At 68.1% G+C, this 25,107-nt stretch carries 29 protein-coding genes; 10 read left to right on the forward strand and 19 right to left on the reverse strand.

Translation table 11 applies throughout. The annotated features are described in order from the left end of the window. Positions 1 to 184: 184 nt before the first annotated feature. Positions 185 to 979: a DeoR/GlpR family DNA-binding transcription regulator gene (locus tag DL990_RS34695; protein WP_125786126.1), complete on the reverse strand. Its 795-nt coding sequence runs from the start codon at positions 977 to 979 to the stop codon at positions 185 to 187. Then, a complete protein-coding gene (locus DL990_RS34700; RefSeq protein ID WP_125801261.1) occupies positions 976 to 1,602 on the reverse strand; it encodes a histidine phosphatase family protein in 627 nt (208 codons plus the stop codon). The genes DL990_RS34695 and DL990_RS34700 overlap by 4 nt, the downstream gene beginning before the upstream one ends. A 77-nt stretch (positions 1,603 to 1,679) precedes the next feature. Between DL990_RS34700 and DL990_RS34705 the strand changes: the two genes are divergently transcribed. The 6 genes from DL990_RS34705 (at position 1,680) to DL990_RS34730 (ending at position 7,716) form a co-directional block, all read left to right on the forward strand. After that, a complete protein-coding gene (locus DL990_RS34705) occupies positions 1,680 to 2,366 on the forward strand; it encodes an HAD family phosphatase (RefSeq protein WP_125786124.1) in 687 nt (228 codons plus the stop codon). Next, on the forward strand, positions 2,363 to 4,048 hold the full coding sequence (locus DL990_RS34710) for a dihydroxyacetone kinase family protein (protein ID WP_125801262.1): 1,686 nt from the start codon (positions 2,363 to 2,365) through the stop codon (positions 4,046 to 4,048). The genes DL990_RS34705 and DL990_RS34710 overlap by 4 nt, the downstream gene beginning before the upstream one ends. Further along, positions 4,049 to 4,504 carry a ribose-5-phosphate isomerase gene (locus DL990_RS34715; RefSeq protein WP_125786122.1) on the forward strand — a complete coding sequence of 152 codons (456 nt, stop codon included), beginning with the start codon at positions 4,049 to 4,051 and terminating at the stop codon, positions 4,502 to 4,504. It begins immediately after the preceding gene. 79 nt (positions 4,505 to 4,583) lie between these two features. After that, positions 4,584 to 5,618 (forward strand): 2-hydroxyacid dehydrogenase, encoded by a 1,035-nt coding sequence (locus tag DL990_RS34720; RefSeq protein ID WP_125786253.1) that lies wholly within the window; start codon positions 4,584 to 4,586, stop codon positions 5,616 to 5,618. Then, the gene (locus tag DL990_RS34725) at positions 5,615 to 7,063 is read left to right on the forward strand and encodes an FGGY-family carbohydrate kinase (RefSeq protein ID WP_125786121.1); all 1,449 of its coding nucleotides are present in this window, start codon (positions 5,615 to 5,617) and stop codon (positions 7,061 to 7,063) included. Before DL990_RS34720 ends, DL990_RS34725 begins: the two co-directional genes overlap by 4 nt. Positions 7,064 to 7,065: 2 nt before the next feature. Then, positions 7,066 to 7,716 (forward strand): class II aldolase/adducin family protein, encoded by a 651-nt coding sequence (locus tag DL990_RS34730; protein ID WP_125786252.1) that lies wholly within the window; start codon positions 7,066 to 7,068, stop codon positions 7,714 to 7,716. A 111-nt stretch (positions 7,717 to 7,827) separates the two neighbouring features. Here DL990_RS34730 and DL990_RS34735 read toward each other — a convergent pair whose 3' ends face one another. The 5 genes from DL990_RS34735 to DL990_RS34755 all read right to left on the reverse strand — a co-directional run bounded on the left by DL990_RS34735 (position 7,828) and on the right by DL990_RS34755 (position 11,624). After that, on the reverse strand, positions 7,828 to 8,520 hold the full coding sequence (locus DL990_RS34735; RefSeq protein ID WP_125786120.1) for an HD family phosphohydrolase: 693 nt from the start codon (positions 8,518 to 8,520) through the stop codon (positions 7,828 to 7,830). Between the two features lie 66 nt (positions 8,521 to 8,586). Beyond that, the gene (locus tag DL990_RS34740; protein WP_125801263.1) at positions 8,587 to 9,225 is read right to left on the reverse strand and encodes a hypothetical protein; all 639 of its coding nucleotides are present in this window, start codon (positions 9,223 to 9,225) and stop codon (positions 8,587 to 8,589) included. A gap of 40 nt (positions 9,226 to 9,265) precedes the next feature. After that, a complete protein-coding gene (locus DL990_RS34745; protein WP_199746723.1) occupies positions 9,266 to 10,312 on the reverse strand; it encodes a hypothetical protein in 1,047 nt (348 codons plus the stop codon). A 149-nt stretch (positions 10,313 to 10,461) separates the two neighbouring features. Then, positions 10,462 to 11,067 (reverse strand): transglutaminase family protein, encoded by a 606-nt coding sequence (locus tag DL990_RS34750; RefSeq protein ID WP_125801264.1) that lies wholly within the window; start codon positions 11,065 to 11,067, stop codon positions 10,462 to 10,464. Next, positions 11,064 to 11,624, reverse strand: a complete 561-nt coding sequence (locus DL990_RS34755; RefSeq protein ID WP_125786117.1) for a TetR/AcrR family transcriptional regulator — start codon at positions 11,622 to 11,624, stop codon at positions 11,064 to 11,066. Before DL990_RS34755 ends, DL990_RS34750 begins: the two co-directional genes overlap by 4 nt. An 87-nt stretch (positions 11,625 to 11,711) precedes the next feature. On the opposite strand from DL990_RS34755, the gene DL990_RS34760 reads away from it, so the two are divergent. After that, positions 11,712 to 12,455: an alpha/beta fold hydrolase gene (locus tag DL990_RS34760; protein ID WP_125801265.1), complete on the forward strand. Its 744-nt coding sequence runs from the start codon at positions 11,712 to 11,714 to the stop codon at positions 12,453 to 12,455. Positions 12,456 to 12,486: 31 nt separating this feature from the next. Continuing rightward, positions 12,487 to 13,086: a hypothetical protein gene (locus DL990_RS34765; RefSeq protein WP_125801266.1), complete on the forward strand. Its 600-nt coding sequence runs from the start codon at positions 12,487 to 12,489 to the stop codon at positions 13,084 to 13,086. A 2-nt stretch (positions 13,087 to 13,088) separates the two neighbouring features. On the opposite strand, the gene DL990_RS34770 is transcribed toward DL990_RS34765, so the two are convergent. The 10 genes from DL990_RS34770 to DL990_RS34815 all read right to left on the reverse strand — a co-directional run bounded on the left by DL990_RS34770 (position 13,089) and on the right by DL990_RS34815 (position 20,685). Further along, positions 13,089 to 13,433: a hypothetical protein gene (locus tag DL990_RS34770; protein ID WP_125786115.1), complete on the reverse strand. Its 345-nt coding sequence runs from the start codon at positions 13,431 to 13,433 to the stop codon at positions 13,089 to 13,091. Between the two features lie 13 nt (positions 13,434 to 13,446). Next, positions 13,447 to 14,880, reverse strand: coding sequence for an MBOAT family protein (locus tag DL990_RS34775; RefSeq protein WP_125791255.1), 1,434 nt, complete (start codon positions 14,878 to 14,880; stop codon positions 13,447 to 13,449). An 86-nt stretch (positions 14,881 to 14,966) separates the two neighbouring features. Further along, a complete protein-coding gene (gene rlmB / locus DL990_RS34780) occupies positions 14,967 to 15,923 on the reverse strand; it encodes a 23S rRNA (guanosine(2251)-2'-O)-methyltransferase RlmB (protein WP_125786113.1) in 957 nt (318 codons plus the stop codon). Between the two features lie 35 nt (positions 15,924 to 15,958). After that, on the reverse strand, positions 15,959 to 17,350 hold the full coding sequence (cysS, locus tag DL990_RS34785; RefSeq protein WP_125786112.1) for a cysteine--tRNA ligase: 1,392 nt from the start codon (positions 17,348 to 17,350) through the stop codon (positions 15,959 to 15,961). A 46-nt stretch (positions 17,351 to 17,396) separates the two neighbouring features. Next, positions 17,397 to 18,083 (reverse strand): HAD family hydrolase, encoded by a 687-nt coding sequence (locus DL990_RS34790; RefSeq protein ID WP_125786111.1) that lies wholly within the window; start codon positions 18,081 to 18,083, stop codon positions 17,397 to 17,399. Positions 18,084 to 18,189: 106 nt separating this feature from the next. Continuing rightward, the gene (locus tag DL990_RS34795) at positions 18,190 to 18,585 is read right to left on the reverse strand and encodes a PPOX class F420-dependent oxidoreductase (protein WP_125786110.1); all 396 of its coding nucleotides are present in this window, start codon (positions 18,583 to 18,585) and stop codon (positions 18,190 to 18,192) included. Positions 18,586 to 18,595: 10 nt separating this feature from the next. Next, complete coding sequence (locus tag DL990_RS34800; protein ID WP_125786109.1) at positions 18,596 to 18,991, reverse strand: PPOX class F420-dependent oxidoreductase; 396 nt, start codon at positions 18,989 to 18,991, stop codon at positions 18,596 to 18,598. Positions 18,992 to 19,019: 28 nt separating this feature from the next. Continuing rightward, positions 19,020 to 19,490: a 2-C-methyl-D-erythritol 2,4-cyclodiphosphate synthase gene (gene ispF, locus DL990_RS34805; protein ID WP_125786108.1), complete on the reverse strand. Its 471-nt coding sequence runs from the start codon at positions 19,488 to 19,490 to the stop codon at positions 19,020 to 19,022. Next, the gene (locus DL990_RS34810; protein ID WP_370307077.1) at positions 19,487 to 20,134 is read right to left on the reverse strand and encodes a 2-C-methyl-D-erythritol 4-phosphate cytidylyltransferase; all 648 of its coding nucleotides are present in this window, start codon (positions 20,132 to 20,134) and stop codon (positions 19,487 to 19,489) included. The genes ispF and DL990_RS34810 overlap by 4 nt, the downstream gene beginning before the upstream one ends. Before the next feature lie 59 nt (positions 20,135 to 20,193). Next, positions 20,194 to 20,685 carry a CarD family transcriptional regulator gene (locus DL990_RS34815; protein ID WP_005165253.1) on the reverse strand — a complete coding sequence of 164 codons (492 nt, stop codon included), beginning with the start codon at positions 20,683 to 20,685 and terminating at the stop codon, positions 20,194 to 20,196. Positions 20,686 to 20,982: 297 nt separating this feature from the next. Between DL990_RS34815 and DL990_RS34820 the strand changes: the two genes are divergently transcribed. After that, positions 20,983 to 21,711 (forward strand): hypothetical protein, encoded by a 729-nt coding sequence (locus tag DL990_RS34820; protein WP_125801267.1) that lies wholly within the window; start codon positions 20,983 to 20,985, stop codon positions 21,709 to 21,711. 112 nt (positions 21,712 to 21,823) lie between these two features. Next, complete coding sequence (gene radA, locus DL990_RS34825) at positions 21,824 to 23,182, forward strand: DNA repair protein RadA (protein ID WP_125786106.1); 1,359 nt, start codon at positions 21,824 to 21,826, stop codon at positions 23,180 to 23,182. Here radA and DL990_RS34830 read toward each other — a convergent pair. Both DL990_RS34830 and DL990_RS34835 read right to left on the reverse strand, forming a co-directional pair. Beyond that, the gene (locus DL990_RS34830) at positions 23,179 to 24,336 is read right to left on the reverse strand and encodes a CU044_5270 family protein (protein WP_125786105.1); all 1,158 of its coding nucleotides are present in this window, start codon (positions 24,334 to 24,336) and stop codon (positions 23,179 to 23,181) included. The two genes, radA and DL990_RS34830, sit on opposite strands and share 4 nt — an antisense overlap. Further along, positions 24,323 to 24,952: an RNA polymerase sigma factor gene (locus DL990_RS34835; RefSeq protein WP_199746725.1), complete on the reverse strand. Its 630-nt coding sequence runs from the start codon at positions 24,950 to 24,952 to the stop codon at positions 24,323 to 24,325. Before DL990_RS34835 ends, DL990_RS34830 begins: the two co-directional genes overlap by 14 nt. Positions 24,953 to 25,107: the final 155 nt, after the last annotated feature.

A 25,107-nucleotide genomic window follows, 5' to 3' on the forward strand; every position in this document is an offset into this window, starting at 1 on the left:
AGCTCCTGGTGGCTCCTGGGTTGATCTTGGTCGACGATCCATCTACCAGGAGCTTCGCCACGTTCACAGCACCAACACACCTACCCCACCACCAGGATGAAAAAGGCTCAATGAAGGGGCCTTTCATCGCAAAATTTGCGATGAAAGGCCCCTTCATTGCGGTCCCGGCCCAGGCCCGAAGCCCTCAGAGCTCCGCGAGGTCCACTTCCACCTGGCTTCGCATCTCCTCGGCCAGGTGTTCCTCCACCCCGTCGTCGACGATCAGCACGTCGAAGTCGCTCAACGGCGCCAGCCGGTGCAGTGCCGCGCGTTCGGTCTTGCTGTGGTCCATCAGCAGAATCTTCGTCCGCGCGCTGGCCAGCATCGCGCGTTTCAGCATCACGATCTCCGGCTCCTGGTGGAAGGTCATCCGCGTGTTCATCGCCGACGTCGAAACGAAGGTCGCGTCGACGTTGATCCGCTCGATCGCCTCGAGGCTCTGCATGCCGAGGAACGAGTCGTGGGTCGCGGAGTAGTCGCCGCCGATGCAGATGAGCCGCAGGTCGGGCACGCCTTTGAGGAGTTCGATGGCGCCGAGGTAGTTCGTCGCGACGGTCAGCGGCGTGACGCGGTGCAGCATCTTCGCCAGCGCGAGCGCGCTCGTGGAGTCGTCGAGCAGGATCGACATCCCCGGTTCGACGCGGGCGAGCGCGTGCGCGGCGATCGCCATCTTCTCCTCGGAGTGCACGTTCATCCGGTAGTCGGCGTTGCTTTCGAAGACGGTCGACGGCATGGCCGACACACCTCCCCGGTATTTCCTCAGCAGGCCGCGCCGGACCAGCTCGTCGACGTCCCGGTGCACGGTCATGGTGCTGACGCCGGTCAGTTCCACCAGGTCGGCGATGGTGGCGGAGCCGGATTCGAAGACGTGTTCGGTGATCTGCCGCTGACGCGTGTTACGAGAGTGTGCGCTCGCACCGGCCGTCTTCTCATCGCTCATGGTGTCCAGTATCGCGTGCGCGCCGGCTGATTGAGGCGCAGCAGGCCGGTGCGCGTGCCGTCGATCGCGATCTCGGTGACGGCCGCGTTGTCGAGTCGCGGGAACACCGTGCGGTAGGTCTCGAGCGGGATGCCGAGCAGTTCGCACAACGTCAGTCTGATCAGCGTGTTGTGCGCGACGACCAGCACCGTCTCGCCCGGGACCTCGGCGGCGATGCCGCGCAGTGCCCTCGCTCCGCGGGCGGCCGCTTCCCCCGGCGGCTCCGAGCCGGGGACGGCGCCGGCCACCGGATCGGCGAGAAACCTCGCGACCGCATCGGGATCCGAGGCGGCGAGCTCGTCCCGGGTGCGTCCTTCCATCAGTCCGAAGTGGACTTCACGCAGTTCGCCGACCACGCGCAAGGGGAGGCCCAACGCCTCGGCCGACGGCTCCGCCGTACGACGCGCCCGGCTCTGCGGCGAGCAGAACACCGCGGACGGCCCGGCCGCCGCGGCGAACCCGGCGAGTTCGCCCGCTTGCCTGACTCCCTCCTCGGTCAGCGCGACGTCGCTGCTGCCCGCGTACCGGTTCTCGGCGTGCCATTCGGTCTGGCCGTGCCGTGCCAATAACAACCGTGCGACCACGGGATCCCTCCTCAGGACTTGTCCAGATCACATCATCGATGTTAACTTAACAGCATCGATGTGAAAGGAGATGCCGGATGGCACTCGCCGCGGTGGTGTTCGACCTGGACGGTGTCCTCGTCGACAGTGAACACCTTTGGGAGGAGAACTGGGTGGCGTACGCCGCCCGGCACCGGACCGAATGGACCGCTGAGGACACCGCGTCCGTGCAGGGGATGAGCGCGCCCGAATGGGCCGCGTACCTCGCGAAGCGGTCCGGCACGACGGAAAGCGCGGTCGAGGTCGAGCGTGCCGTGGTGGACGGCATGATCGCCGCGATCGAAGCGGGGGAGGCGCCTCTGCTGCCGGGAGCGGGCGAGATGGTCCGCGAGGTGAGCGCGAAGGTGCCGGTCGCGCTGGCGTCGTCGGCCGCCCGCCGGGTGATCGACGCGGTACTCGACAAGCACGGTCTCACCGGTGAGTTCGCCGCGACCGTCTCCAGTGCCGAGGTCGCCAGGGGCAAGCCGAGTCCCGATGTCTATCTCGAAGCCGCGGCCAGGCTCGGCCGGTCGGGCGAGGAATGCCTTGGCGTCGAAGATTCCAGCAACGGAATCCGCGCCGCCGCCGCGGCAGGGCTCACCGTGATCGCGCTGCCGAATCCGGTGTACCCGCCGAAGCCGGACGCGCTGGAGCTGGCCGCCGAGGTGGCGGAGAACAACGACGACGTCCGCCGCAAGCTGCTCGCGTACCTGTCCGGTGAATTCGCGGAAGCGAGCGGGCGATGACGGTCCTGGGTGCCGCGGAGACGTTCAAACGCGATTGGCTCGACGGGTTCGTCACCGCCTACGGGCGTTCGGTGCGCAAGGTCCCCGGCGCCTATGGCGTACTGCGCCGGGAGGAGTCCGAACCCAAGGTGGCGGTGGTGATCGGCGGCGGCTGCGGGCACTATCCCGCGTTCGCCGGGCTGGTCGGTCCCGGTCTGGCCGACGGTGCCGTGGTGGGCGACGTGTTCACCAGTCCGAGTGCCGAGCAGGTCTATCGCACGGCGAGGGCCGCGGAGAGCGGTGCCGGTGTGCTCTTCGGCTACGGCAACTACCAAGGCGACGTGCTGCACTTCGGGCTCGCCGCGCGCAGGCTGGCGGCCGAGGGCGTCGAGAGCCGCACGATCCTGGTCACCGACGACATCGCCAGCGGTCCCGCGGACGCGCCGGAACGGCGTCGCGGCGTGGCGGGTGACTTCCTGGTCTTCAAGATCGCCGGTGCCGCCGCCGAACGCGGTGACGACCTCGCGGCCGTGCACGCGGTGGCGGAGAAGGCGAATGCCAACACTCGGACGTTCGGGGTGGCGTTCGGCGGGTGCACCCTGCCCGGCGCGTCCGCCCCGCTGTTCACCGTCGGCGAGAGCGAGATGGAGCTGGGGCTCGGCATCCACGGCGAGCCCGGCGTACGCACGGTCGGCAGGCTGAGCGCACGGGAACTGGCGGACGAACTGGTCGACGGTCTCCTCCCGGAACTGCCGGAGGGCGACGGCCGCGTGGTCGTCCTGCTGAACGGGCTGGGCCGCACCAAGTACGAGGAGATGTTCGCGACCTACACGCGGGTCCACGAACGGCTCGCCGCGGCGGGGCTCAGCCCGCTGCACACCGAGGTCGGCGAGTTCGTCACGTCACTCGACATGGCGGGTGTCTCGCTGTCGATCCTGGTGCTCGACGACGAACTCGCCGAGCTTTACGCCGCCCCCTGCGACACCCCGGGCTATCGGAGCACCGGCGCCGCGCTGGCACAGGTTCCACTGGAGTCCACAGTGGACTCGCTGCTGGCGGAGGCCGAACCGGGCAAGGGCATCGTGGACCGCGCGTTGACGGCGGCCCTCCACGACATCGAGGCCAACGAAGCCGAACTCGGCAGGCTGGACGCGGTCGCGGCGGACGGCGACCACGGTCTGGGCATGACCCGAGGTATGCGGGCCGCGGTGGCCGCCGCGCGGCGTGACGGAGACTCGCCGTCCACCGCCCTCCTGGCCGCCGGGACGGCGTTCGCGGACGCGGCGGGTGGAGCTTCCGGGGCCCTGTACGGGGTCCTGCTGGCCGAGACCGGCGCGGGTTTGCAAGGCCGGTCCGGAGGTGAGGTCACCTCGGCGGTCCTCGCGGACGCTGTGGACGGAGCCGTGACGGCCTTCGTCGAGCTGGGCAAGGCCGAGCCCGGTGAAAAGACCATGCTCGACGCCATCGAGCCGTTCAGGCTGGCGTTGCGCGAACAGGCGAAGGCGGGCGCCGACGTCCCGCAGGCGTGGCAGAAGGCGGCCCAGGCCGTCGCGAGCGCGGCCGAGGCGACGGCGGACCTGTTGCCCGCCAAGGGAAGGGCGGCACGGTTGGCACAGCGGAGCAAGGGACACCCCGATCCCGGGGCCACCTCGTTCGCGCTGCTCGTCACCGCGGTCGGCCAGGCGCTGGGAAAGGAAGACTGAATGCGGATCGTGGTGGCGGCGGACAACGCCGGGGTGGCGCTCAAGGATCAGCTGCGCGACCTGCTCCTCGCCGACGAGAGGGTGGACGAGGTCACCGACCTCGGCGTGGCCGACGGATCGGACGACAAGGCATACCCGTTGCTCGGCCTCGCGGCGGCGGAGACGATCGCACGAGGCGAGGCGGATCGCGGCGTACTGGTCTGCGGGACCGGGATCGGCATGGCCATCTCGGCGAACAAGGTCCCGGGTGTCCGGGCCACGGTCGCGCACGACTCGTACTCCGCCGAGCGGTCGGTCAAATCGAACGACTGCCAGGTGATCACCTTCGGCGCGCGGGCGATCGGCCCGGAGCTGGCGAAGAAGATCGTCGCCGAATGGGTCGGCTACCGCTTCGACCCGGCCTCGGCCAGCGCGAGCAAGGTCGCGCACATCACCGACTACGAGAAGGCCCACTGAACCGGCGTCGATTGCGTTCGCGGGTTCACCGACAGACACTGAGAAGCGCCCGATGCGGGCACGGAGAGAGGACGCAGAGTTGCGGATACTCGCTGCGGGAGACCATTTCGTCGGCACCGGCCTGCTGGCCGAGGCCGTCCGTGCCGAGATCGGCGACGGGCACGAGTTCTCGGAACTGACCTTGCCATGGCCGGTGGAGCCGTTCGGCCCGGTCGCGAACGTGCACGAGGCCAGCGGCACCGAAGAGCAGGTGATCGAGGCTTTGGCGGGAGCCGAGGTCGCGGTGACCCAGATGGCACCGTTCACCAAACAGGTGTTCGCCGCCGCGCCCGGCCTCAAGCTCGTGTCGGTGTGCCGGGGAGGCCCGGTCAACGTGGACCTCGCCGCGGCCACCGAGGCGGGTGTCGCGGTGACGTACGCGCCCGGCCGTAACGCCGGTGCCGCCGCCGAATTCGCGGTGGGGATGATCCTGGCCGCGATGCGCCGGATCTCGACCTCCTCGGCCGAATTGCTGGGCGGCACCTGGCGTGGCGACTACTACGCCTACGACCAGACCGGTCTCGAACTCGACGGGACCACCGTCGGCCTGGTCGGATACGGCGCGATCGGCGCGCGGGTGGCCAAGGTCCTCGTCGCGTTCGGGGCGAAGGTGCTGGTGGCGGATCCGTTCGCCGACCCCGCCAAGATCAGCGCCGACGGTGCGGAGCTCGTCGAACTGGACGACCTGCTGCGCCGCAGTTTCGTGGTGAGCCTGCACGCCCGGCTCACCGAGGAGACCCGGCATCTGATCGATGCCGCCAAACTCGCCCTGCTGCCGAAAGGCGCCGTGCTGGTCAACACCGCGCGCGGTGGCCTCCTGGACTACTCCCCGCTGCCGGAAGCCCTGCGCTCGGGACGGCTCGGCGCGCTCGCGCTGGACGTGTACGACGTCGAGCCGCCGCCCGCGGATTGGGCACTGCGGGACGCGCCGAACGTGATCGCGACCCCGCATCTCGCCGGAGCCAGCAGGCAGACGGCGGAGCGGGCGGCGAACATCGTCGCCGCCGAAGTCGGCCGGTACGCGCGCGGCGAGACGCTCGCGAATCTGGCGAACCCCGAGGTCCTGCGGCCATGATCATCGGCGTCGACATCGGCACGTCACTGACGAAGGCGGTCGTCTTCGACAAGGCCGGGATGTCCGTGGCGAGCGCCTGCACCACGTCCGAGGTGCACCACTTGCCGGGCGGGCTGGTCGAACAAGACCTCGACCAGGTGCTCGGCACCGTGGCGACGGTGGTGCGCAAGGTCGCCGCCGGGCTCGACGGCCCGGTCACCGCATTGGCCCTCACCGGTCAGGGCGACGGGTTGTGGCTGCGCGACGAATCCGGCGAGGCCGTGCGACCGGCGATCTCGTGGCTCGACGGACGGGCGAACTCGCTGCTCGCCAAATGGCAGGCCGACGGAGTGACGAGGGAAGTGTTCCGCCGCACCGCGTCGGGAATGTTCCCCGGCTGCGCCGCGGCGATCATGTCCTTTTTGGACGCTCATGAACCGGAGTCGCTGGACAGGGCGGCGGTGGCGGGTTACTGCGTCGACGCGGTGCTCCAGCGGCTGACCGGCGAGATCACCGTCGACGCTTCCGATGCTTCGCTGCCTTTCCTGAACCCGGCCACCCGGCATTACGACGAAGACGCCATCGCGGCCGTCGGGCTCTCTCACCGCAGAAGCCTGTTCGTGGAACCGGCGGCGCCGAAGACCGTCTTCCGTTTGGACGAGCGCGGGGCCGGGCTGCTCGGTCTTCCCGTCGGGCTGCCGGTCACCGCGGGGCCGTTCGACCTGCCCGCCAGCGCGATCGGCGCCGGAGTGCGACGAGCGGGCGACGGCATCCTCACCGCCGGCACCACACTCGCCTGCCAGGTCCTGACGGATTCGGCGGACTTCGATCCGGAGGGCGAGCCTGCGGGCATGTTCCTCTGCACGCCGGAGGAAGGCGAGTTCCTGCGGGCGATGCCGGCGATGGTCGGCACCGCGGGAATCGACTGGGTGTGCCGCCTGTTCGGAATCGCGGTCGAGGAGATCGGCTCGCTGCTCGACTCGAGCAGTCCCGGCGCGGGCGGCGTTCGTGCGCTGCCGTTCCTCTCCGCGTCCGGTGAGCGGGCGCCGTTCGTCGACGCTTCGGCCAGGGCGCAGTTCTCCGGGCTGAGCCTGGAGAGCGAGCGCGGCGACATCGTCCGGGCGCTGTGTGAGTCGATCGCTTACGCGGCAAGGCATTGCTTCGAGGCGGCCGGACTCACCGGCACGTTGTACGCCTGCGGCGGCGGGGTCCGCTCGCTCGAGTGGACACGGGTTTTCGCCGACGTTCTCGGACGGCCCATCGTGATCCCCGGCGATCCCGGGGTCGGGGCTCGCGGCGCGGTGATCGTCGCCGCGGACGCTCTCGGCGAACCGGTCGACCGGGAGCTCTGGGCGGAGAGCGCACGCGTCGTCGAGGTTCGCCCCGAGAACGTAGGGTTCTACGAGCAGGGCTACGCCGACTACCAGGCCTCACTGGCCGCGGCCCGCGGACTATGGAGGTTGTGACGGTGATCCTGGCCGAAGAACGCGCGGCGGTCTGCGAATTCGCCCGCCGGATGACCACCGACGGACTCGTGGTCGGCACCTCCGGGAACGTCTCCGCGAGGCAGGGCGAGCTGATCGCGGTGACCCCGACGGGCGTCGACTACGCCGGGCTGCGGCCGGAAGACGTGCCGGTGGTCGGCCTGGACGGTGAGGTCGTCGACGGCTCGCTCAAACCGACCAGCGAACTCCCGATGCACCTCACCGTGTACCGGCAGGCGACGGATCCGGACGGCAAACCGGTGTCGGCCGTGGTGCACACGCATTCCGTGCACGCCACGGCCGTCTCCACCCTCGTCACCGAGGTGCCGCCGATCCACTACATGCTCGCCGCGATCGGCCCGACGGCCCGCGTCGCGCCCTACGCGACGTACGGCACCGAGGAGCTCGCCAAGGCCATGCTGGAGGCCCTGGACGGCCGCCGAGGCTGTCTGCTGGCGAACCACGGCACCACCACCTACGGCGACAGCCTCGGCTCCGCGTACAGCCGGGCGCAGCAGCTCGAGTGGGTCTGCCAGGTCTGGCTGACGGCACGGTCGGCGGGAACGCCGAATCTCCTCCCGCCCGCCGAGATCGAGCACGTCGTGGAGAAACTCCGCGGCTACGGCCAGCGCTGACGCCACGCGTGTTCCGTCTCCGATCACGCGTGTCACGCGTCTGATCACGCGAAAACCGCCGTTTGCCGGCGGATCACGAACCAAACGGCAAGCAAGCTGGCTCACGCGACGCTAGGAAGCGGCGGGCTCGGCCTCGAAGTCCGTGGCATCGACGGCGTGCACCGCGTCGAGAAGCTCGACGACCGTCGGATCGTCGACGGCTTCCTTGATGCACTGCCACAACTGGAGATTCGCCAACGCCCATCGGGAGTAGTTCTCCGCGGCCTTGGGGTTGTAGAAGTAGTAACCGCTGTCGTGGACGTCGCGTTGTTCGCCGACGATCTTGTGCGCCAGCTCGCGGAGGCTCAACCCGTTCTCCCGCAGATAGCGGTGGGCGAGAACGACAGGCGTCACCGGCAGTGCCTTGAACAGCGTATCGGCGTCGCTCAACGCCTGGGCTTCGAGCGAGATGTGCCGCCCTCTGGTCGCCATCTCGGCTTCGTCGACGATCTCGTCGACCCATCGGGCCATGCCCTCCTCGACACCGCATTCCCGCAGGATGTCCATCCGGAGGTCTCGCCCGGCGGCCGCGGGGGAGTTGCGGAGCACGATGTAGTTCACATCGTGCACCAGCGCCGCCACTTCGACGACGGTGCGGTCCGCCCCGTTGTGGTCGGCGAACCCCGCGGCCTTGGCCCGGACGAAACTCACGTGATGCCAGCCGTGGAACTGCAGTTTGTCGGCATGACGCCAGCACAGTCGCCGGACGCGATGCTCGACGGCGTCGATGGTCTGGGAAGGAATCGTGCTCTTTCGCGCGCGCATACACCTCTCCGATCCCGTTTACAGACGGGCGGAGTAAGCGTATGCGCCTTCGACGGCGGTGTGTAGTTAGATGCGGCCCGCGAGGTCCCCCAATCGGACCTCAACCGGAACGTGACGATGCCCTGTTCCGGTCTTCGGGTCATAGGAAAGACTGAACTCGCTTACCGGGCGTGATTTAACGAGAAACGTCATAGTCCCTTCGGTGGCCTCGGGAATCCGATGGAACTCGTCCGCGTACATGACGCCTACCGACCCCGTCCGACACAGCGTGCTACGTCGTAACCGAACCGATGTGATCAATCCGGAAACCTGGTCGCGCAGGGTCGAATACCGCTCGTGGATATAGTTGCCACGGAGGAGCATGGTGCAGAAGTGATATCTGTGGTTGTGCACGGAATCGGCGTACCCCTCACGCCAGTCCTCCGGCGCCTTGTACTCGTGCAGCCAGACCGAAAAAGGGTCGGTCGGGCAATCGAGCAGGCACCAGGCGAAATGAGTGGTGGTCTCCCGCGACCGCGCGAGTATCGCGCTCGCCTCGTCCGGACTCAGCGAATCCAGGTGCCGCCGGAGATCGTCGCGCAGGTCTGGTCTCGACGTCCAGCCGCGGAAGATCTCGTCGACGATCTGCCAGTGCTGCGCCAGCGGCAGATCCGTGGTTCGGAGCAGCGCGGAGAGCTGGGTGAGGGGGGACAAGCGAGTGAGCAACTTCAGCTCCTCAAATCTAGTGCTCTGCGACGCCGAGTGGTCAGGGGTTCAACTCGGCGAGTGTGGTGAACTCCTTCCGGAAGGCGTGGAATTTTCCTTCCAGTTCGAGGAAGTTCTCTTCGGACAGGGGAGAGCCGGTGATCTTTTCGTACAGGGCGAGGAAATCCGCCCTCGTCGTCGTGGTGGAGATGCGGAAGTGTCGCCCGGATCGGGATTGGGACACACGCAGGAATTCGGAGCGTTCCTTGTTGTACAGAAAGGAACCCTCGCTGAATCGCAGCGTTCGCGGATAAAGCGTGGTCGCGCCGCGGATGTCGCTGTACAAGGTCACCCAAACGCTCTCGTCGAAGACTTCGAGCCGGTCCAGCGGCGGGTCGGCGACGACGGTGATGTCCACCAGTGAGCATCGGCTACGGGCCAGGAACAGTCCGACCAGACCGATGCTGATCTCGTCGTTGAGCCGCGTTTGGATCGTCTCGTAGTCCATGCCCGCTTCTTCGCTGCGCAGGAGATAGCGCGCCCTGCCGCTGATCGCTCCCTCGTCACGCGGGTCGGCGATGACCACGCGCAGCTCCCTTTCGGTGCGGGACAACAGCAATCGGGCCGCGGCGTGCCTGCCGGAGAACCCGCGGAAGAAGTAGTGCCTGGTCACGTCGAGGTCTTCGGTCATGATCCGGTTGAACAACGGATCCGGATCGGTGGTCGCCTCGAAGACGTGGGTGGGGAAGAATTCCTTGTTGAGCGAACGGTATTCGGCGCTGAGCGCTTCCAGCGCGCGGCGGCTCTCCTCGATCACCGGGGTCACCATCGCGCGCTGTGACGCGGTGGCGGTGATCAAGGTCTGGCCGAAGCCGACCACCGCCGAGATCAGGGTGCCGGTGCCCAGTGAAGTGATCAGCGTTTTACCGGCGCCGGGATCCATCATGCTGGAGATCCACAGGCTGAGGCCCGCGATGACGACCAGTACGGTGAGCAGCAGACTCGTCCTGGTCCAGAAGATCTCTTGCAACGTGGTACGGCGGAGCCGGTCGGCTTCCGCGGGCACGTGGGTCACCTCCTTGATCTGCACTCGAACGGACGAACGCATTGCGTATCTGTTCGAGTGCGGGGAGTTACTCTACGCGCCTCGTGACAATGTCGAAATAAGAAATTCGGGGGAAAGGTACCAACAACGAATGTGACGCTCGGCGATACCGGTTTCGCATCGGAGGTTTCGCCGGATCACGGAAAAACCACTCACGGAGCGTGTGGAAGGATTCCTTCGTACCACGCGGGTCCGGGCTTCGCCGACGACAGGGTTTCGACGACAGCCGAAGACGGTGTGGTGTAGACCGTGGGGAAGTCGATCTCGCCTCTACCGGGGTCCAGTGTCCACGCGAGCCGCTCATCTTCCAGCAGGCTCGCTTGTATCAAAGGAAAGCGCGCGTCCGCACCATTTTTGTTGCCTCTGGGGTCGAGCCGGATCCACCGGTCCAGGTTCGCGAGATACACGCCGTTGAGCCCGTGCAGGACCCCGATCCGCTGATAGCAGAACCCGGCCGGGATGCCTTGGCTGCGAAGCAAAGCGGCCAGCAGGTGGGCCTTCGCGTAGCAGAGTCCGACCCGCTCGCGCAGAACCTCGGAGGCCATAAGGGTGATCCGGGAATCGGCCGCGTCCACCGTATGGTCGATCTCGTCGCGCACGAAGTGAAACATCGAACGAATCACGTCGACGTCGGTGCCGCCGGTCGGTGACAGCCTGTCAGCCGTTTCGCGGATCAGTGGATGATCGTGATCGACGACCGCGTCGGCGACGAGATAATCTTCGAGCCGCTCGGATTCGATCTTCAGTGCGATTTTCACGCGGCACCGCCCAGTACCGTGTCGACAGCCTCTTCGAGAAATTTCGGACCGGCTTCGCCGCCGCGCAGCAGTAGCCGGAACCAGATCGCCCCCGCGAGCAGATCCATCACCAGGACCGGATCGACGCCGTCGCGCAGTTCTCCTCTCATGACGGCGCGTTCGAAGATCGGCTCTTCACGCGCCATGCGGTCGGCGAAGAAACTCCGTGACACGTCACCGAGTTCCGGACGTCGGGGGCCTGCCGTCAGTGCCGCCGTGACGACCGGCGCGGTGCGCTCCGAAGTCAGCAGCCGGTGGATTTGTGTTGCCACGGCAAGGAGATCGCCGCGCAGGCTGCCGGTGTCGGGGACGTCGACGGCGAACAGTCCCGAATCGCGCAGCGCGGCGGCCAGTAGCGCGTCCTTCGATGGCCACCATCGGTACAGCGTCGTCTTGTTGACGCCGGACCGCGCGGCGACGGCCTCGATGGCGAGCTTGTCGTAACCGTGCTCGGCCAGTAGTTCGAGGGTTGCGGCGAAGATCGCCTCGGCCTTGCGGGGGCCGTTCCGGGTGGTCACCTGAGAACAATACAACGCACCGTTGCGTTACGGCGCGATCGCGCGTACTTTGCAACGCAACGGTGCGTTGCATTCAGGAGGTAGTCCATGGTTACCCTCGTCTTCGTCCACGGCATCCGGCTCAGCGGTGCCGCCTGGTCCGAGCAGCTGGAACGTTCCGCGCTGCCGTCGAGAGCGGTCGACCTGCCGGGGCACGGCACTCGCCGGGGCGAGCGGTTCACCCTGGACGCGGCAGCGGACGCGGTCGTCGAAGACATCGACGAGCCCGCGCTGGTCGTCGGGCATTCCCTCGGTGGTTTCGTCGCGATCGCCGCGGCGGCACGGCATCCGGAGCGGGTCGCCGGTCTGGTCGTCGCGGACTCGACCTATTTGCCCGGCAAGACGCTGGAGGCGCCGTTCCGCCTGGCGCACCGCTTGCTCATGCGGCTGCCGGACCACGGCGAAGGGCTGAGCCGGCGGCAGTTCCGAAGCGTCCTGCCGCCGAAACTCGCCGAGGCCGTGATCGACGGCGGCATCGCGACCGAGGTGATCCCGGACGTCGCCGAGGCATTCGCCGACTTCGACGTGCTCGGGGAACTCAGGACATACCCGGGCCCGACCTGGCTCATCAACGGCTCACGCGACCACTTCCGCCGCCACGAACGCCGCTTTCTCGCCGCCTGCGCCGACGGCAGGCTGGTCAACGTCCCGAAGGCCGGGCACTACCTGCCGATGGTGCGTGGCAAGGAGTTCGCTCAGCTGGTGCTCGACGCGGCTCGCGGCCTGCCGATCTCGGGCACACCTCGGGACCCCGTAGGGCTGCGCATGCCGCCGAACCCGAAATCCTCTTGAGACGGATATGGGGAAGGTCGATGATGGGCCGATGGTGCAGGAACCAGATACTTTCACGGAGTCGTACTCTCAAGCGCAGATTCATCTGAAAATTTGGCTCAAAGCGGTGGACACGCAGTGTGGCCGGATAACCCGGGCGGCGGAGGAAGACGTGCGCGCCTACAGGTTCGAGGGGTTCGTTTCGCTGGATGCGGTGTTGCAATTACGGGCCGACGCGATGTTGTTTTCGTTCGCGCTGAACCAGCTTAGGTCTACGGTCGGCCTTCTGGGCTCGTGCATGCCAGGTGAACTGGCAGTTGAGGTGGAACAGGCCGTGGCGGAGTTCGACTCCAAGCAGCCATGGGTCAGGGAGGCACGGAACATCCTGGCGCATTCCGATGAGTACATCCGAGGTATGGGGAGGCGGCAAAGAGCCTCGGCCGACGGGTATCTAGAGATTCGTAGTCGGACGAATCTGCCGACCAGAGAAGATACGCGGATCAATGTTGCCGACTACGCTCTTACCATTGAGATCGCACCGGGTTTGGAGCCGATCGAAGTCAATGTGCACAAGTCCACCGGAGATGCGATCGAGATGGCTAGGGCCGCCGAAGAGATTTGTCGGAAATTTCAACGGCCTTTGTCTTGGTGAAGCTAACCGACCGGGAAGATCGAACCACCCTTGCCGGTGAACTGCGTGGTCAGCCGGACAGGCTCGTCATGCGGCGCCAAGACGATCGAGGCGAACGGCGTCGCGGCGGCCTGCGACCCGTAGTTGGTGTGCAGATGCGCGCTGACGTGGACGTTCCGGTCGGCGGGGATCTCGAACGTGACCGCACCCCAGGAGACCACGTACTGCCTGCCGTCGATGCTCACGAACGGTGCGTACGGCACCATCGACGACGGGTACGGGCGTATCTCGATGGTGAGCAGCCGACGCGGTCCGTCGTGGTTGTCGACGTACGGGATCACGCCGGGCAGCTTCGCGAGATCGGTCATGCTCGGGGCTCCCTCAGAACTGGTAGTAGAGGAACGGGCTGAACGTACCGGTCGCGATCAGGATGGCCGCGTACACCAGCCCCACGGTCATCACCCCGATCCGCAGCGCGGTGGCCGGACGGCTTCGCGAAGACTCCAGCAGCGGCCCGGTCACCGGATGCGCGGGCAGGAACACGATCGCCAGCGCGCACAGCAGGATCAGCAGCCGCTGGTTGGTCACCGCGCTCTCGACGACGTCGGTGAGGCCCGTGAAGTCCGGCAGCACCATGTGCCCGATCATGCCGAGCGCGTGCGGCAGGTCCTTGGCTCGGAAGAACACCCAGCCGAAGACCACGAGCACGAGCGTCAGCGCGCGGCGGCCGATGCGGGCGGCCTGGGTCTTCGGGGTGACGTCGTAGCCGAAAGCGCGTTCCACGATCAGCAGGGCACCGTGGTAGATGCCCCAGATCAGGAACGTCCACTGCGCGCCGTGCCAGAAGCCGGTCAGCACGAACACGATGCACAGGTTCCGGTACGTATGCCCGGCGCCGGTGCGGTTGCCGCCCAGCGGGATGTAGACGTAGTCGCGGAACCAGCGGGACAGCGACATGTGCCACCGCCGCCAGAACTCGGTGATGGTCACCGACGAGTAGGGCCTCGCGAAGTTCTCCGGGAGCCGGAAGCCGAGCATGCGGCCGAGCCCGATCGCCATGTCGGAGTACCCGGAGAAGTCGAAGAACAGCTGAAGCGTGTATCCGATCGCGCCGAGCCAGGCGATCGCGAAGGTCATCTGATCCGGTGGCGTGTTGAAACACGCGTCGACCATCGGGCTGAGCGAGTCCGCGATGATCGTCTTCTTGCACAGCCCGAGCGCGAAACGCGGGAAGCCCGCGGCGATGTCGTCGAGGCGGTGCGACCGTTGTTGCGGCAGCTGGTCGGCGATCTCGCGGTACCGCACGATCGGCCCGGCCACCAGCTGCGGGAACATCGCGATGTACGCGGCGAACGACACCGGGTTGCGCAGCGCGCGGCGTTCGCCGCGGTAGATGTCCACCACGTAGGAGATGTGGTGGAAGGTGTAGAACGAGATGCCGATCGGGATGACGAGGTCGGCCACCGGGAAACCGCCGCCGAACCAGTGCGTGACGGCCGCGATCTGCTGCGTCGCGAAACCCGCGTACTTCCAGATCAGCAGCATGCCGACGTTGAGGCCGATGACCCCGAGCAGCAGCCGCTTGCGTCGTTTGTTCTGCAGATCCCACGCGTTCGGCTCCAGCGCGGGCCCGGCCAGGAAGTTGACCACCATGCAGCCGATCAGCACCAGCGTGTACGGCCCGGCGCCGGTGGCGTAGAAGATCAGGCTGCCGACCGCGACGATGCCGTTCCGCCAGCTGCGCGGGCACAGCAGCACGGCGAGCAGGACCGCCGGCATGAAGTACCACAGGAACAGCGGTGAAATGAACGACATCGGTGCGGGGTCCCCCAGGGCGGTTACGCGTTATCCGCTGGTGACCTTAGCCTGAGCACCCCGCACCGTGTCGACGAAGTGCGGGGTCAGACACGTCCCACGATACGACGACGGCGCGCCACCTCGGCCAGCAGCACGCCGGCCGCGACCGACGCGTTGAGCGACTCGACACCGGCGGCCATCGGGATCGACACGGTCGCGTCACAGGTCTCGCGCACCAGCCGGGAGAGGCCGCGGCCTTCCGAGCCGAGCACGATGACCAGCGGATCCGACGCGACGTCCAGCTGGTCGATGTCGACCGAACCGTCCGCGTCGAGCCCGACGACCATCAGGCCGTCGTCCTTCCACGCCTTCAGCTGACGGGTCAGGTTGGTCGCGACGGCGATCGGCAGCTTGGCGGCGGTGCCGGCGGAGGTCCGCCACGCGACCGCGGTCATCCCCGCGCTGCGCCGCTCCGGCAGGAGGACGCCCTGCGCGCCGAACGCGGCGGCCGAGCGGATCACCGCGCCGAGGTTGCGTGGGTCGGTGACGCCGTCGAGCGCGACGAACAGCGGGGTCTGGCCCGAGTCCTTCGCGACCGCCATCAGGTCACGCGGGTCGGCGTACACGAACGGCGGGACCTGCAGGCCGAGGCCCTGGTGCATGGCCCGGTTCGTCTTGCGGTCGAGCTCCTCGCGCGGGATCTCCAGGATCGAGATGCCCTTGTCGCCGGCGAGCCGGACGGCCTCGTTGACGCGGTCGTCGATCTCGATGTTGATCGCGACGTACAGCGCGGTGGCGGGCACGTCGGCGCGCAGCGCCTCGACGACCGGGTTGCGGCCGGCGATCAGTTCCGGCTTGTCCGCCTTCTTCTGCCTGGCCTGTTCCTTGCGGTCACGCGCGTTCGACATGCGATACGCCTTGTGCCCCGGCCGGTCCTCGGCTTTGGGCGTCGGGCCCTTGCCTTCGAGGCCCTTCCGGCGCTGGCCGCCGGAGCCGACGACCTGACCCTTCTTCGTGCCGGGCTTGCGAATAGCGCCCTGGCGCCGGGAGTTGCCTGCCATCAGTGAGAATCCTTGAGCTAGAGACCGAGTAAGTGTCAGACGTCCTTGACGGTCCACTGTGGACCGTTCGGGGTGTCTTCCACCACGATGCCCGCCTGCTGGAGGCGGTCACGCGCGGCGTCCGCACGGGCGAAGTCCTTCTCGGCGCGGGCCTGCTGCCGTTCGGCGAGCAGCCCTTCCACGAGTTCGGACAGCGCCTGCCGGGTGGGCGTTTCGTTGCCGCCCGCCTCGGACCAGCGCGCGGAGAGCGGGTCGAGGCCGAGCACGTCGGTCATCGCGCGCACGGAGGCGGCGATTTCGAGTGCCTTGGAATTGTCGGCCGCGTCGAGTGCTGCGTTACCGTCGCGGACCGTGTTGTGCAGCACTGCGAAGGCCTGCGGAGTGGCCAGGTCGTCGTCGAGCGCGGCGGCGAACTCCTTCGGGACCTCGCCGAGGTGGACCGCGCCGGCGATGCCCGCCGTGCGGCGAAGGAACTGCTCGATCCTCCGGTAGCCCTGCGCGGCCTCGCCGACCGCCCCGTCGGAGTACTCGATCGTCGACCGGTAGTGCGGCTGGACCAGGTAGTACCGCAGTTCGGGCGCCCGGTAGTTCTCGAGCATCGCCGGGATCGAGACCGTGTTGCCCAGCGACTTCGACATCTTCTCGCCGGACATGGTCACCCAGGCGTTGTGCAGCCAGAACCGCGCGAACCCGTCGCCCGCCGCGTTGGACTGCGCGCGCTCGTTCTCGTGGTGCGGGAACACCAGGTCGACGCCGCCGCCGTGGATGTCGAACTCCGCCCCGAGGTACGCCGTCGCCATCGCCGAGCATTCGAGGTGCCAGCCGGGACGGCCGGAACCCCACGGCGTCGGCCACGACGGCTCGCCCGGCTTCGCGGCCTTCCACAACGTGAAGTCGCGGGCGTCGCGCTTGCCCTCGCCGAGGCTCTCGCCCTGCTGGACCTCGTCGAGCTTCTGGCCGGACAGATCGCCGTAGCCGTCGAACGCCTTGACCGAGAAGTACACGTCGCCGCCCGAGGCGTAGGCGTGCCCGCCGTCGATCAGCCGCTGCATCAGTTCGACCATCTGCGTGACGTGCCCCGTCGCCCGGGGGGCGATCGAAGGCGGCAGGCAGCCCAGCGACTCGTACGCCGATTCGAAGGCGCGCTCGTGCGTGGCCGCCCACTCCCACCAGGGACGATCCGCGTCCGCGGCCTTGGTGAGGATCTTGTCGTCGATGTCGGTGACGTTGCGGACCATCAGCACGTCGAGTCCACTGTGGACGAGCCAGCGGCGCAGGACGTCGTAGTTCAGCGCGCCGCGGACGTGACCGATATGGGGAACGCCCTGCACGGTGGCACCACACACGTACATGGACGCCGTTCCGCTACGGGCGGGATGGAATTCCCGCACGCTCCGGGTCGCGGTGTCATAGAGGTGTAGTGCCACCCTAAAAGGGTACGGGGTCGGCGTGAGCGGTGTCGCAGTGACCGTATTACAGCAGGTTATGGGTGCGCATGACGCTGAGCAGGGCGTCCGGCCGCTCGGTCGTCGGCAGGGGCTCCACCAGCGCGAACGCGCAGCCGATCTCTCGCGCGGCGCCGTCCGCCTCCTCGCTGTCGCCGACCATCAGCGTTTCCGCCGGGTCGACGCCGAGCCGCTCGACGGCCGTGCGGAAGATCTCCGGCTCCGGCTTCACCGCTCCGACCTCGAACGACAGGATGAACTCGTCGACGAACGCGTCCCAGCCGCGGCGGCTGAACGCCGGCCGGATGTCGAAGGCGATGTTGCTCAGCACCCCGAGCTTCACGCCCTTGCCGGAGACGCCCTTGAGGACGGCTTCGGTGTCCGGGTACGGCGTCCACTGGCCGGGATCGATCAGCCGGGTGTAGAGCGCGACGGCCTGGTCGGCGTGCGGTACCCCGGACTGCTTGAGGACCTCGAGGTACACCTTCCGGTGCAGCGCCGGGTCGCGGTCGCGGTGGTTCCAGGCGTGCAGATGCTCCTCGTCGAGATCGACGACCTGGCCGACCGGCGCGGTCATCCGGCGCATCAGCTCGGTCTGGGCCTCGATGTCGAGGTTTTCCCCCTCGTGATCGGTGAGGTCGGCGAGCCAGGTCTCGTCCTGTTCGAGGCGGAAGACCGTGCCGGAGAAGTCGAACAACACAGCGCGAAAGGTCACGGGCCCCACATTAGCCACGATCGTGGGGTGTTCGCCGCTCCCCGTGCGTGAGATGAAAGGGCCCTTCATTGCAAATTTTGCAATGAAGGGGCCTTTCATCTCAGCTTCAGGCGGCGTTGCCGGTGATCCTGGTCGGCGTGATCCGGACCAGCACGCGGACGACGTCCGCCGGCTCCTCCGGGTAGTCCTTGCCGAGGTACTTGTGCGAGAGCTCGTTGATCAGCTCGCGCCCGCCTGCGTCGGTCATCTCCACGGTCCCGCGGATCTCGACGTAGTCGTACGGGTTCTCCTGGTCGAAGACCGAGACGGACACCCGCGGGTCCCTGGCCATGTTCCGCTCCTTGAGACGGCCTCGGACGGTCGCGAAGAGCACCGTGTCGCCGTCCCGCTTCGCCCACAGCACGGACGTCTGCGCGGAGCCGTCGGCGTTGATGGTCGCCAGCACCGGGAAGTTGTTGCCGTCGAGGAGTTTCTTGGTCGCGTCGTTGAAGGTCACACCCATGATCGCGAGCCTAAGCCACGTTCCCGGCGATCCTGTCCACCCGCAGGCGGACGATCACCCGCTCGACCTCCGGGCCCTCCGGCGGCGGGTCCTGGCCGAGGTACTTGTGGCTGAGCGCCTTCGGGAGCACCTTTTCGGGGTCCGGGGTGATCGTGACCGTGCCACGGAGTTGCGTGTGCCGGTACGGGTTCTCGGCGTCGGTGATCGACACGCTCGCGCGAGGGTCGCGACGGAGGTTTCGCACCTTCAACCTGTCTTCGGTGGCGCTGAAGACCAGATCGCCGTCGTCGAGGCCTACCCAGATGACCGAGGTCTGCGGGCCGCCGTCGGCGTCCAGCGTGGCCACGGTCGCGAAGTTCCTGCCGTCCACCAGTTCGCGGACCGGTTCGGGAAGTGTGACTGCCATGACAGCCCGAACCGGCTTCCGGCGGCGGCTATTCCTGCGAGGGCAGGAGCAGCGCCGTCGCGAACGCCGCGATGCCCTCGCCGCGTCCGGTCAGGCCGAGCCCGTCGGTCGTCGTCCCGGAGACGCTCACCGGCCCGCCGACGGCCTCGCTCAACACCTTCTGGGCCTCGTCGCGGCGCTTCCCGACGCGCGGCGCGTTGCCCACGATCTGGACGGTCGCGTTCCCGACGGTCCAGCCGCCCGCCTCGACCAGACGCCGCGCCTCCGCGAGGAACTCGACACCGTGCTTGCCCGCCCACCGCGGATCGCCGGTGCCGAACACCGCGCCGAGATCACCGAGCCCGGCCGCGGACAGCAGCGCGTCACACAACGCGTGCGCCGCGACGTCGCCGTCGGAATGTCCCGCGCAGCCGTCGACGCCGGGCCAGAGGAGCCCGGCGATCCAGCATTCGCGGCCCGCCTCGACGGGGTGGACGTCGACGCCGTTCCCGATCCTCACAGGGTTTCCTCTTTCCCGGCCACCGCGATCGCTTCGGCCAGTTTCAGTTCGAACGCGTTGGTGACGCGCATCGCATCCGGATGTCCGGCGACGGTGTGCGCGCCATCGAGAGACGGCTTGCCGGCATACGAGAGAAAAGTCTCACGGGTGAAGCCGAGCGGGGTTTGGGCCGTGCGCAGATATGCGCGGTCCTCGGTACCTGTGATCACCTTCGCCGCGTCGGTCACCTTCACGGTGTCCGCCATCGGAAGTACAGGAGCCACGAAAGGGGAGCCGGCACGGACCGCGTCCGCGACGGCACGGACCGTGTCCGCGGGAGTGAACGCACGCAAAGCGTCGTGCACGAGAAAGACGGGGTTTCCGGCGATTTCGTTTTCGACGGTGTCGAAAGCGTGCTTGAGCGACGGGCCGGGTACTATCCGGCAACGGTTTCCGAAGCCACTCAAAGCGGCCGAAAACAAATCAGCACACCGCTCGGGGGCCGCTACGACCACCAGATCGAGATCCGGCAGCGCGAGCAGCCCCCGCACAGTGTGCGTGAGTAACGCTTCACCATTGACCGGCGCGAGAGCGAGCTCCGCGTCGGAGGCATGGTGTCTGACGACAGTGACGAACACGATCGTGCTCATATCGACGTTGCTCATATGTGCGCGATCGTAGAGGTATCCCCCGCAGCCTCACCTGGCGTGGGACACCCGCCGGTTCAGACTGCCGCGGTTTCCAGAACTTCGTCGAGGAGGACTTCAGCCTTGTCCTCGTCGGTGCCCTCCGCGAGCGCCAGCTCGCTGACCAGAATTTGCCGCGCCTTCGCCAGCATGCGCTTCTCACCGGCTGAAAGTCCGCGGTCCTTCTCTCGCCGCCAGAGGTCGCGCACCACTTCGGCCACCTTGTTCACATCGCCGGAGGCGAGCTTCTCGAGGTTGGCCTTGTACCGACGAGACCAGTTCGTGGGCTCTTCGGTGTGCGGAGCACGCAGAACGTCGAAAACCTTGTCCAGTCCTTCTTGCCCGACGACATCACGAACACCGACGATCTCGGCGTTGTCAGCGGGCACGCGAACCGTAAGATCCCCTTGCGCGACTTTGAGGACGAGGTACTTCTTCTCCTCGCCCTTGATCACGCGGGTCTCGATGGCTTCGATGAGTGCGGCACCGTGGTGCGGGTAGACGACGGTCTCTCCGACCTTGAAAACCATGTGTCCTCTGCCCCTTTCGCTGAATTCATCTTAGCACGTGCCGACGAGGCCCACCTAGCGGCCCGCGATCGTCGTCGCAGGTCAGCGGCCTGACGGTGGTCCGCCGGGGGGTTGACAAACCCAATTCGCCCATGCTCACGCTGGTGAGAAGCGAACGATTTCCAATTCCTTTGTGGACGGTTGATCTTGGGCACGTCACCGCATTGGTGGCGTGTCAACGCGCACCGGGTTCTCCGGCCGCGAAGGCGCCCGGCTAGTCTTCGCGGTGAAGAGGCCGTGAGATGGAAGGACTCCGACGTGAGGCTGCAGAATCGGCGCGTGTTCGGCGCAGGTGTGCTGGCGCTCGGCGCCGCGTTCGTGCTCGCCGGCTGCAGTGCTGGTCAGATCACCCAGACCGACTCGCAGCAGCCCGCGGTCAACGGGACGTACGCGCAGGCGAAGGACCTGGTGCTGCGGAACGCCGCGCTCCAGTTCCCTGCCGAGGGCCAGGCGTACCCGGCCGGTGCCGCCGTGCCGCTGACGCTGACGATCGTGAACCAGGGCAAGCAGGACGACGAGCTCGTCTCCGTGTCCTCCGAAGCCGCCACGGGCGACGCCAAGATCACCGGGGCCAAGGTCATCGTCGCGAGTCACGCGCTCGTGATCGGCCCGTCCGACTCGGTCGAGTCGACCAAGGAGGTCGCTCCGACGAGCGCCCCGTCCTCCGCGCCGGCTTCGTCCTCGGGCGCGCCGTCGTCCTCGGGTGCCCCGTCGAGCAGTGAGTCCGGCGCCCCGTCTTCGAGCGTCGCCGGGACGGTCACGCCGTCCGCGGGCCCGGAGGCGTCCGGCGCGCCGGATCAGGTGGGCAAGGCCACGGTCGTGCTGCAGGGGCTGAAGCAGCCGGTGTGGGCGGGCCAGACGATCAAGGTCACCTTCGTCTTCAAGAACTCCGGCTCGATCACGCTGGACCTGCCGGTCGCGGCGCCGTCGCACCCGGGCAGCCGGGCGCCCGCGCCGGAGAAGGAAGCCAAGGGCGGCGGACACTAAGTCCTCGCAAGTACATGAAGGCCCCCTTCATTGCGCCTAGCGCGGTGAAGGGGGCCTTCATGTACTTGCGTCGTTGCCCGGGTTTGTCGGTGGTGGCCGCTAGCCTCGCGGAGTGGTCAAGAAAGGCAGTACCTACCGCTGCGGCGAATGCGGGTACGAGGCGCCGAAGTGGGTCGGGCGCTGCCCGGAATGTCAGGCATGGGGAACGCTCGAGGAGCGCGGCGACGCCCGTCCCGCGATAGCCAGGGTCGCGGCGGGCGCGCCCAGTGCCCCGGCGCGCCCGATCGGCGAGGTCGACGTCGAGACGGCGCGGGCCAAGCCCACCGGCGTCTCCGAACTGGACCGGGTGCTCGGCGGCGGATTCGTGCCGGGCGCGGTGATCCTGCTCGCCGGTGAGCCCGGTGTCGGCAAGTCGACCCTCCTGCTGGAGGTCGCCTATCAATGGGCGTCCACCGCGGGCCGCGCGCTGTACGTCACCGGCGAGGAGTCGGCGGGGCAGGTGCGCCTGCGCGCCGAGCGCACCGGCAACGTCCACGACGAGATGTTCCTCGCGGCCGAGAGCGATCTCTCCGCGATCCTCGGCCACGTCGACGCGGTCAAGCCGGGGGTGCTGATCGTCGACTCGGTCCAGACCATGGCCTCGCCGCAGGTGGAGGGCGCACCGGGCGGGGTCACGCAGGTCCGCGCGGTCACCGCCGGGCTGGTCGCGCTCGCCAAGGAACGCGGGCTGCCGATCGTGCTGGTCGGTCACGTCACGAAGGACGGTTCGGTCGCCGGGCCGCGCGTGCTGGAGCACCTGGTCGACGTCGTCCTGCAGTTCGAGGGCGACAAGCATTCGACGCTGCGGATGCTGCGCGGGATCAAGAACCGGTTCGGCGCCGCCGACGAGATCGGCTGCTTCGAACTGGTCGAGGAAGGCATCGTCGGCGTTCCCGACCCGTCGGGGTTGTTCCTCAGCCACACCGCGGAGCCGGTCGCGGGCACCGCGGTCACGGTGACCATGGAGGGCAAGCGGCCACTGCTCGGCGAGGTGCAGGCGCTGGTGTCGGCGACCCAGTCACCGCAGCCGCGGCGCGCGGTGAGCGGTCTCGATTCGGCGCGCGTCGCGATGGTGCTGGCCGTGGTCGAGAAGCGGGCGAACATCAAGGTCGGCGACAAGGACGTCTACGTGGCGACGGTCGGCGGCATGAAGATCACCGAACCCGGCATCGACCTCGCGGTGGTGCTGGCCCTGATCTCCTCGGCGAGGGACACCCCGCTCTCGCCCAAACTCGTCGCGATGGGCGAGGTCGGGCTGTCGGGCGAGGTCCGGCGGGTGCCGAGCGTCGGGCGGCGGCTCGCGGAGGCCGCCCGGCTCGGCTTCACCTACGCGCTGGTGCCGCCGGACTCCGGCAAGATCCCGCCGGGGATCCGGGTGCTGGAGGTATCGGACGTCGGAAGCGCGCTCAACGCCGCCAAGCACGCGCGCTAGCCAGGCGGGGGGCCGCCGTCGTCGGTGATCACCACCGAGATCGTCGTGTCGAACAAGGTCGTCCCCGGCCAGTCCTCGTCCTGTCCGTTGGACCGGACGGCGCGGTTCCCGGCGACGGCCGCCGTGGCCCGGTCGACGACGAACGTGCGCGTCTGGTCCGGCAACGCGACCGTGAAGGACACCGCGGGCCGTCCGCCGGGACCGGCCACGCTTTCCACGGCGATGCCGGGCATTGTCGCGAGCGCTTTGCACAGTGCCACCCGCAGCGCGCCGAAGCCCTGGGAAGACCGGAGGACGTTGAAGGCCATCTCGAACATCTCGGGCGCCGAGTTCGGCTGCTCCGGTGAGCGGCCGTCCGGCCAGAGGCCGTCGCGGCGGAGCCGCTCGGACAGCTTGGCCGGGTCGGCGGGCAGTTCCGAAAGGAACTCCGGGGTGGGGTGGGTCCACCCGCTTTTCGACGGCAGCCGATCCCGGGACGGGACGGGCGGCTGCGCCTCGGAGGTCTTCAACGGCGGAGGCGCCGGTGAGGTGGTGGTGGTTCGAGGCGGCTTCGCCTCGTCCACGGTGACGTGGGACGACGGGCCCGGAAGCGCTTCGCCGTAGGACATGGCCGTCTGGTAGTCGCCCTTGACCCATCGGATCTCGCCGGTTCCGGTGAAGCGCGTCTTGATCGGCTTCCGGCCGTGCGGCGGCAGCCATCGTTCGAGGATCTCGTGGGTTTGGTAGACGAGCCCGGTCTTGGTGACGTGCGTGGTCCAAGTGGATTCGGTGACGAGCCGGTACTGGTCGTCCCGGATCGGGAAGTCGTCGCCGTGGAGGGCTTCGAGCGCGTCTTCGCCCCGGGTGAGGGCCGAGTGGGCCGCGGGGTCCGGGCCGTCGTCGGCGGTGAAGACGTTCGTCGCCACGATCCCGCCGCCGGACACCAGCGCCGCGGCGGCCGCGGCCGCGATCCACCGCCACGAGCCCGGCCGCTTCTTCACCGGGGGCGCGGTCGCGGGGAGGAGTTCGTCGTCGACGTCGCCGGCGGCCCGCAGGAGCGCCGCCCTGGCGCGGGACAGTTCGTCCTGCCGGGTTTCCGGTTCCGCGTGGAGGCCGGCCAGCGCCTCGTCGAGTTCGGCCTCGGACCACACCTTCCTGATGCTACCGCCGTGCACTTTCACCCTCCTCCTCGTTACCTGAACCGTCCTTTGTGGACTCCGGAGCGTTGGCGCGCAGCCATCTCCGGATCCGGTGCAGCCGTGATCTGACCGTCCCGGCGGGAATCCCCAGCGCCTCGGCGACCTCGCCGGGTTCCAGCCCCGCCCACGAGACCAGCAGCAGGGTGTCCCGGTCCGCGACGCTCAATTCGGCCAGCGCGCCCGCCAGCTGGGCCGCGCGGGACTGCGCGTCGACCCGCTCGGCGACCCGCCCGTCGTGCCCGGCCGAGACCGTCTGGCCGGCGGCCGCGAGCCGGGCCGTCGCGGTGAGCGCCCGGGTCTCCGTGCGGACGTGGTGCCGCAGCAGATTGGTCGCGATGCCGTACAGCCACGCCCGCGCCGTCCCGGCCTCCGGGCGGTACGTCTCCCGTCTCCGGAGCGCCACGAGGAACGTCTCGGCGACGAGGTCGTGCGCGGTCTCGGTGCCGACGCGGCGCGCGAGGTAGCGCTGCAGCGGGGCCGCGTGGGCGTCGAAGAGCATGCCGAAGACGGGCGCGGGGTCGGGACCACCGAGATCCGGCCTGTCCAGTCCACGCGTGCCGGCCTGCTCGTGATCGTCTTTCATCACCTGCACGATCGCTATTGCCCGATGAGCCCATGAGCGTTCATTCGATCCTACTTTCGTCGTGGACCGATCGGGGGCGGCGCAGGTGAGGCCGCAGACAAAAGCCTCGGTACCGGAGATCCTGTTCACTATTCACCGATCCGAAGTGAAACTGGGGAAGGATT

This window comes from Amycolatopsis sp. WAC 01416, from assembly GCF_003947485.1.
Taxonomy (GTDB): Bacteria; Actinomycetota; Actinomycetes; order Mycobacteriales; family Pseudonocardiaceae; genus Amycolatopsis.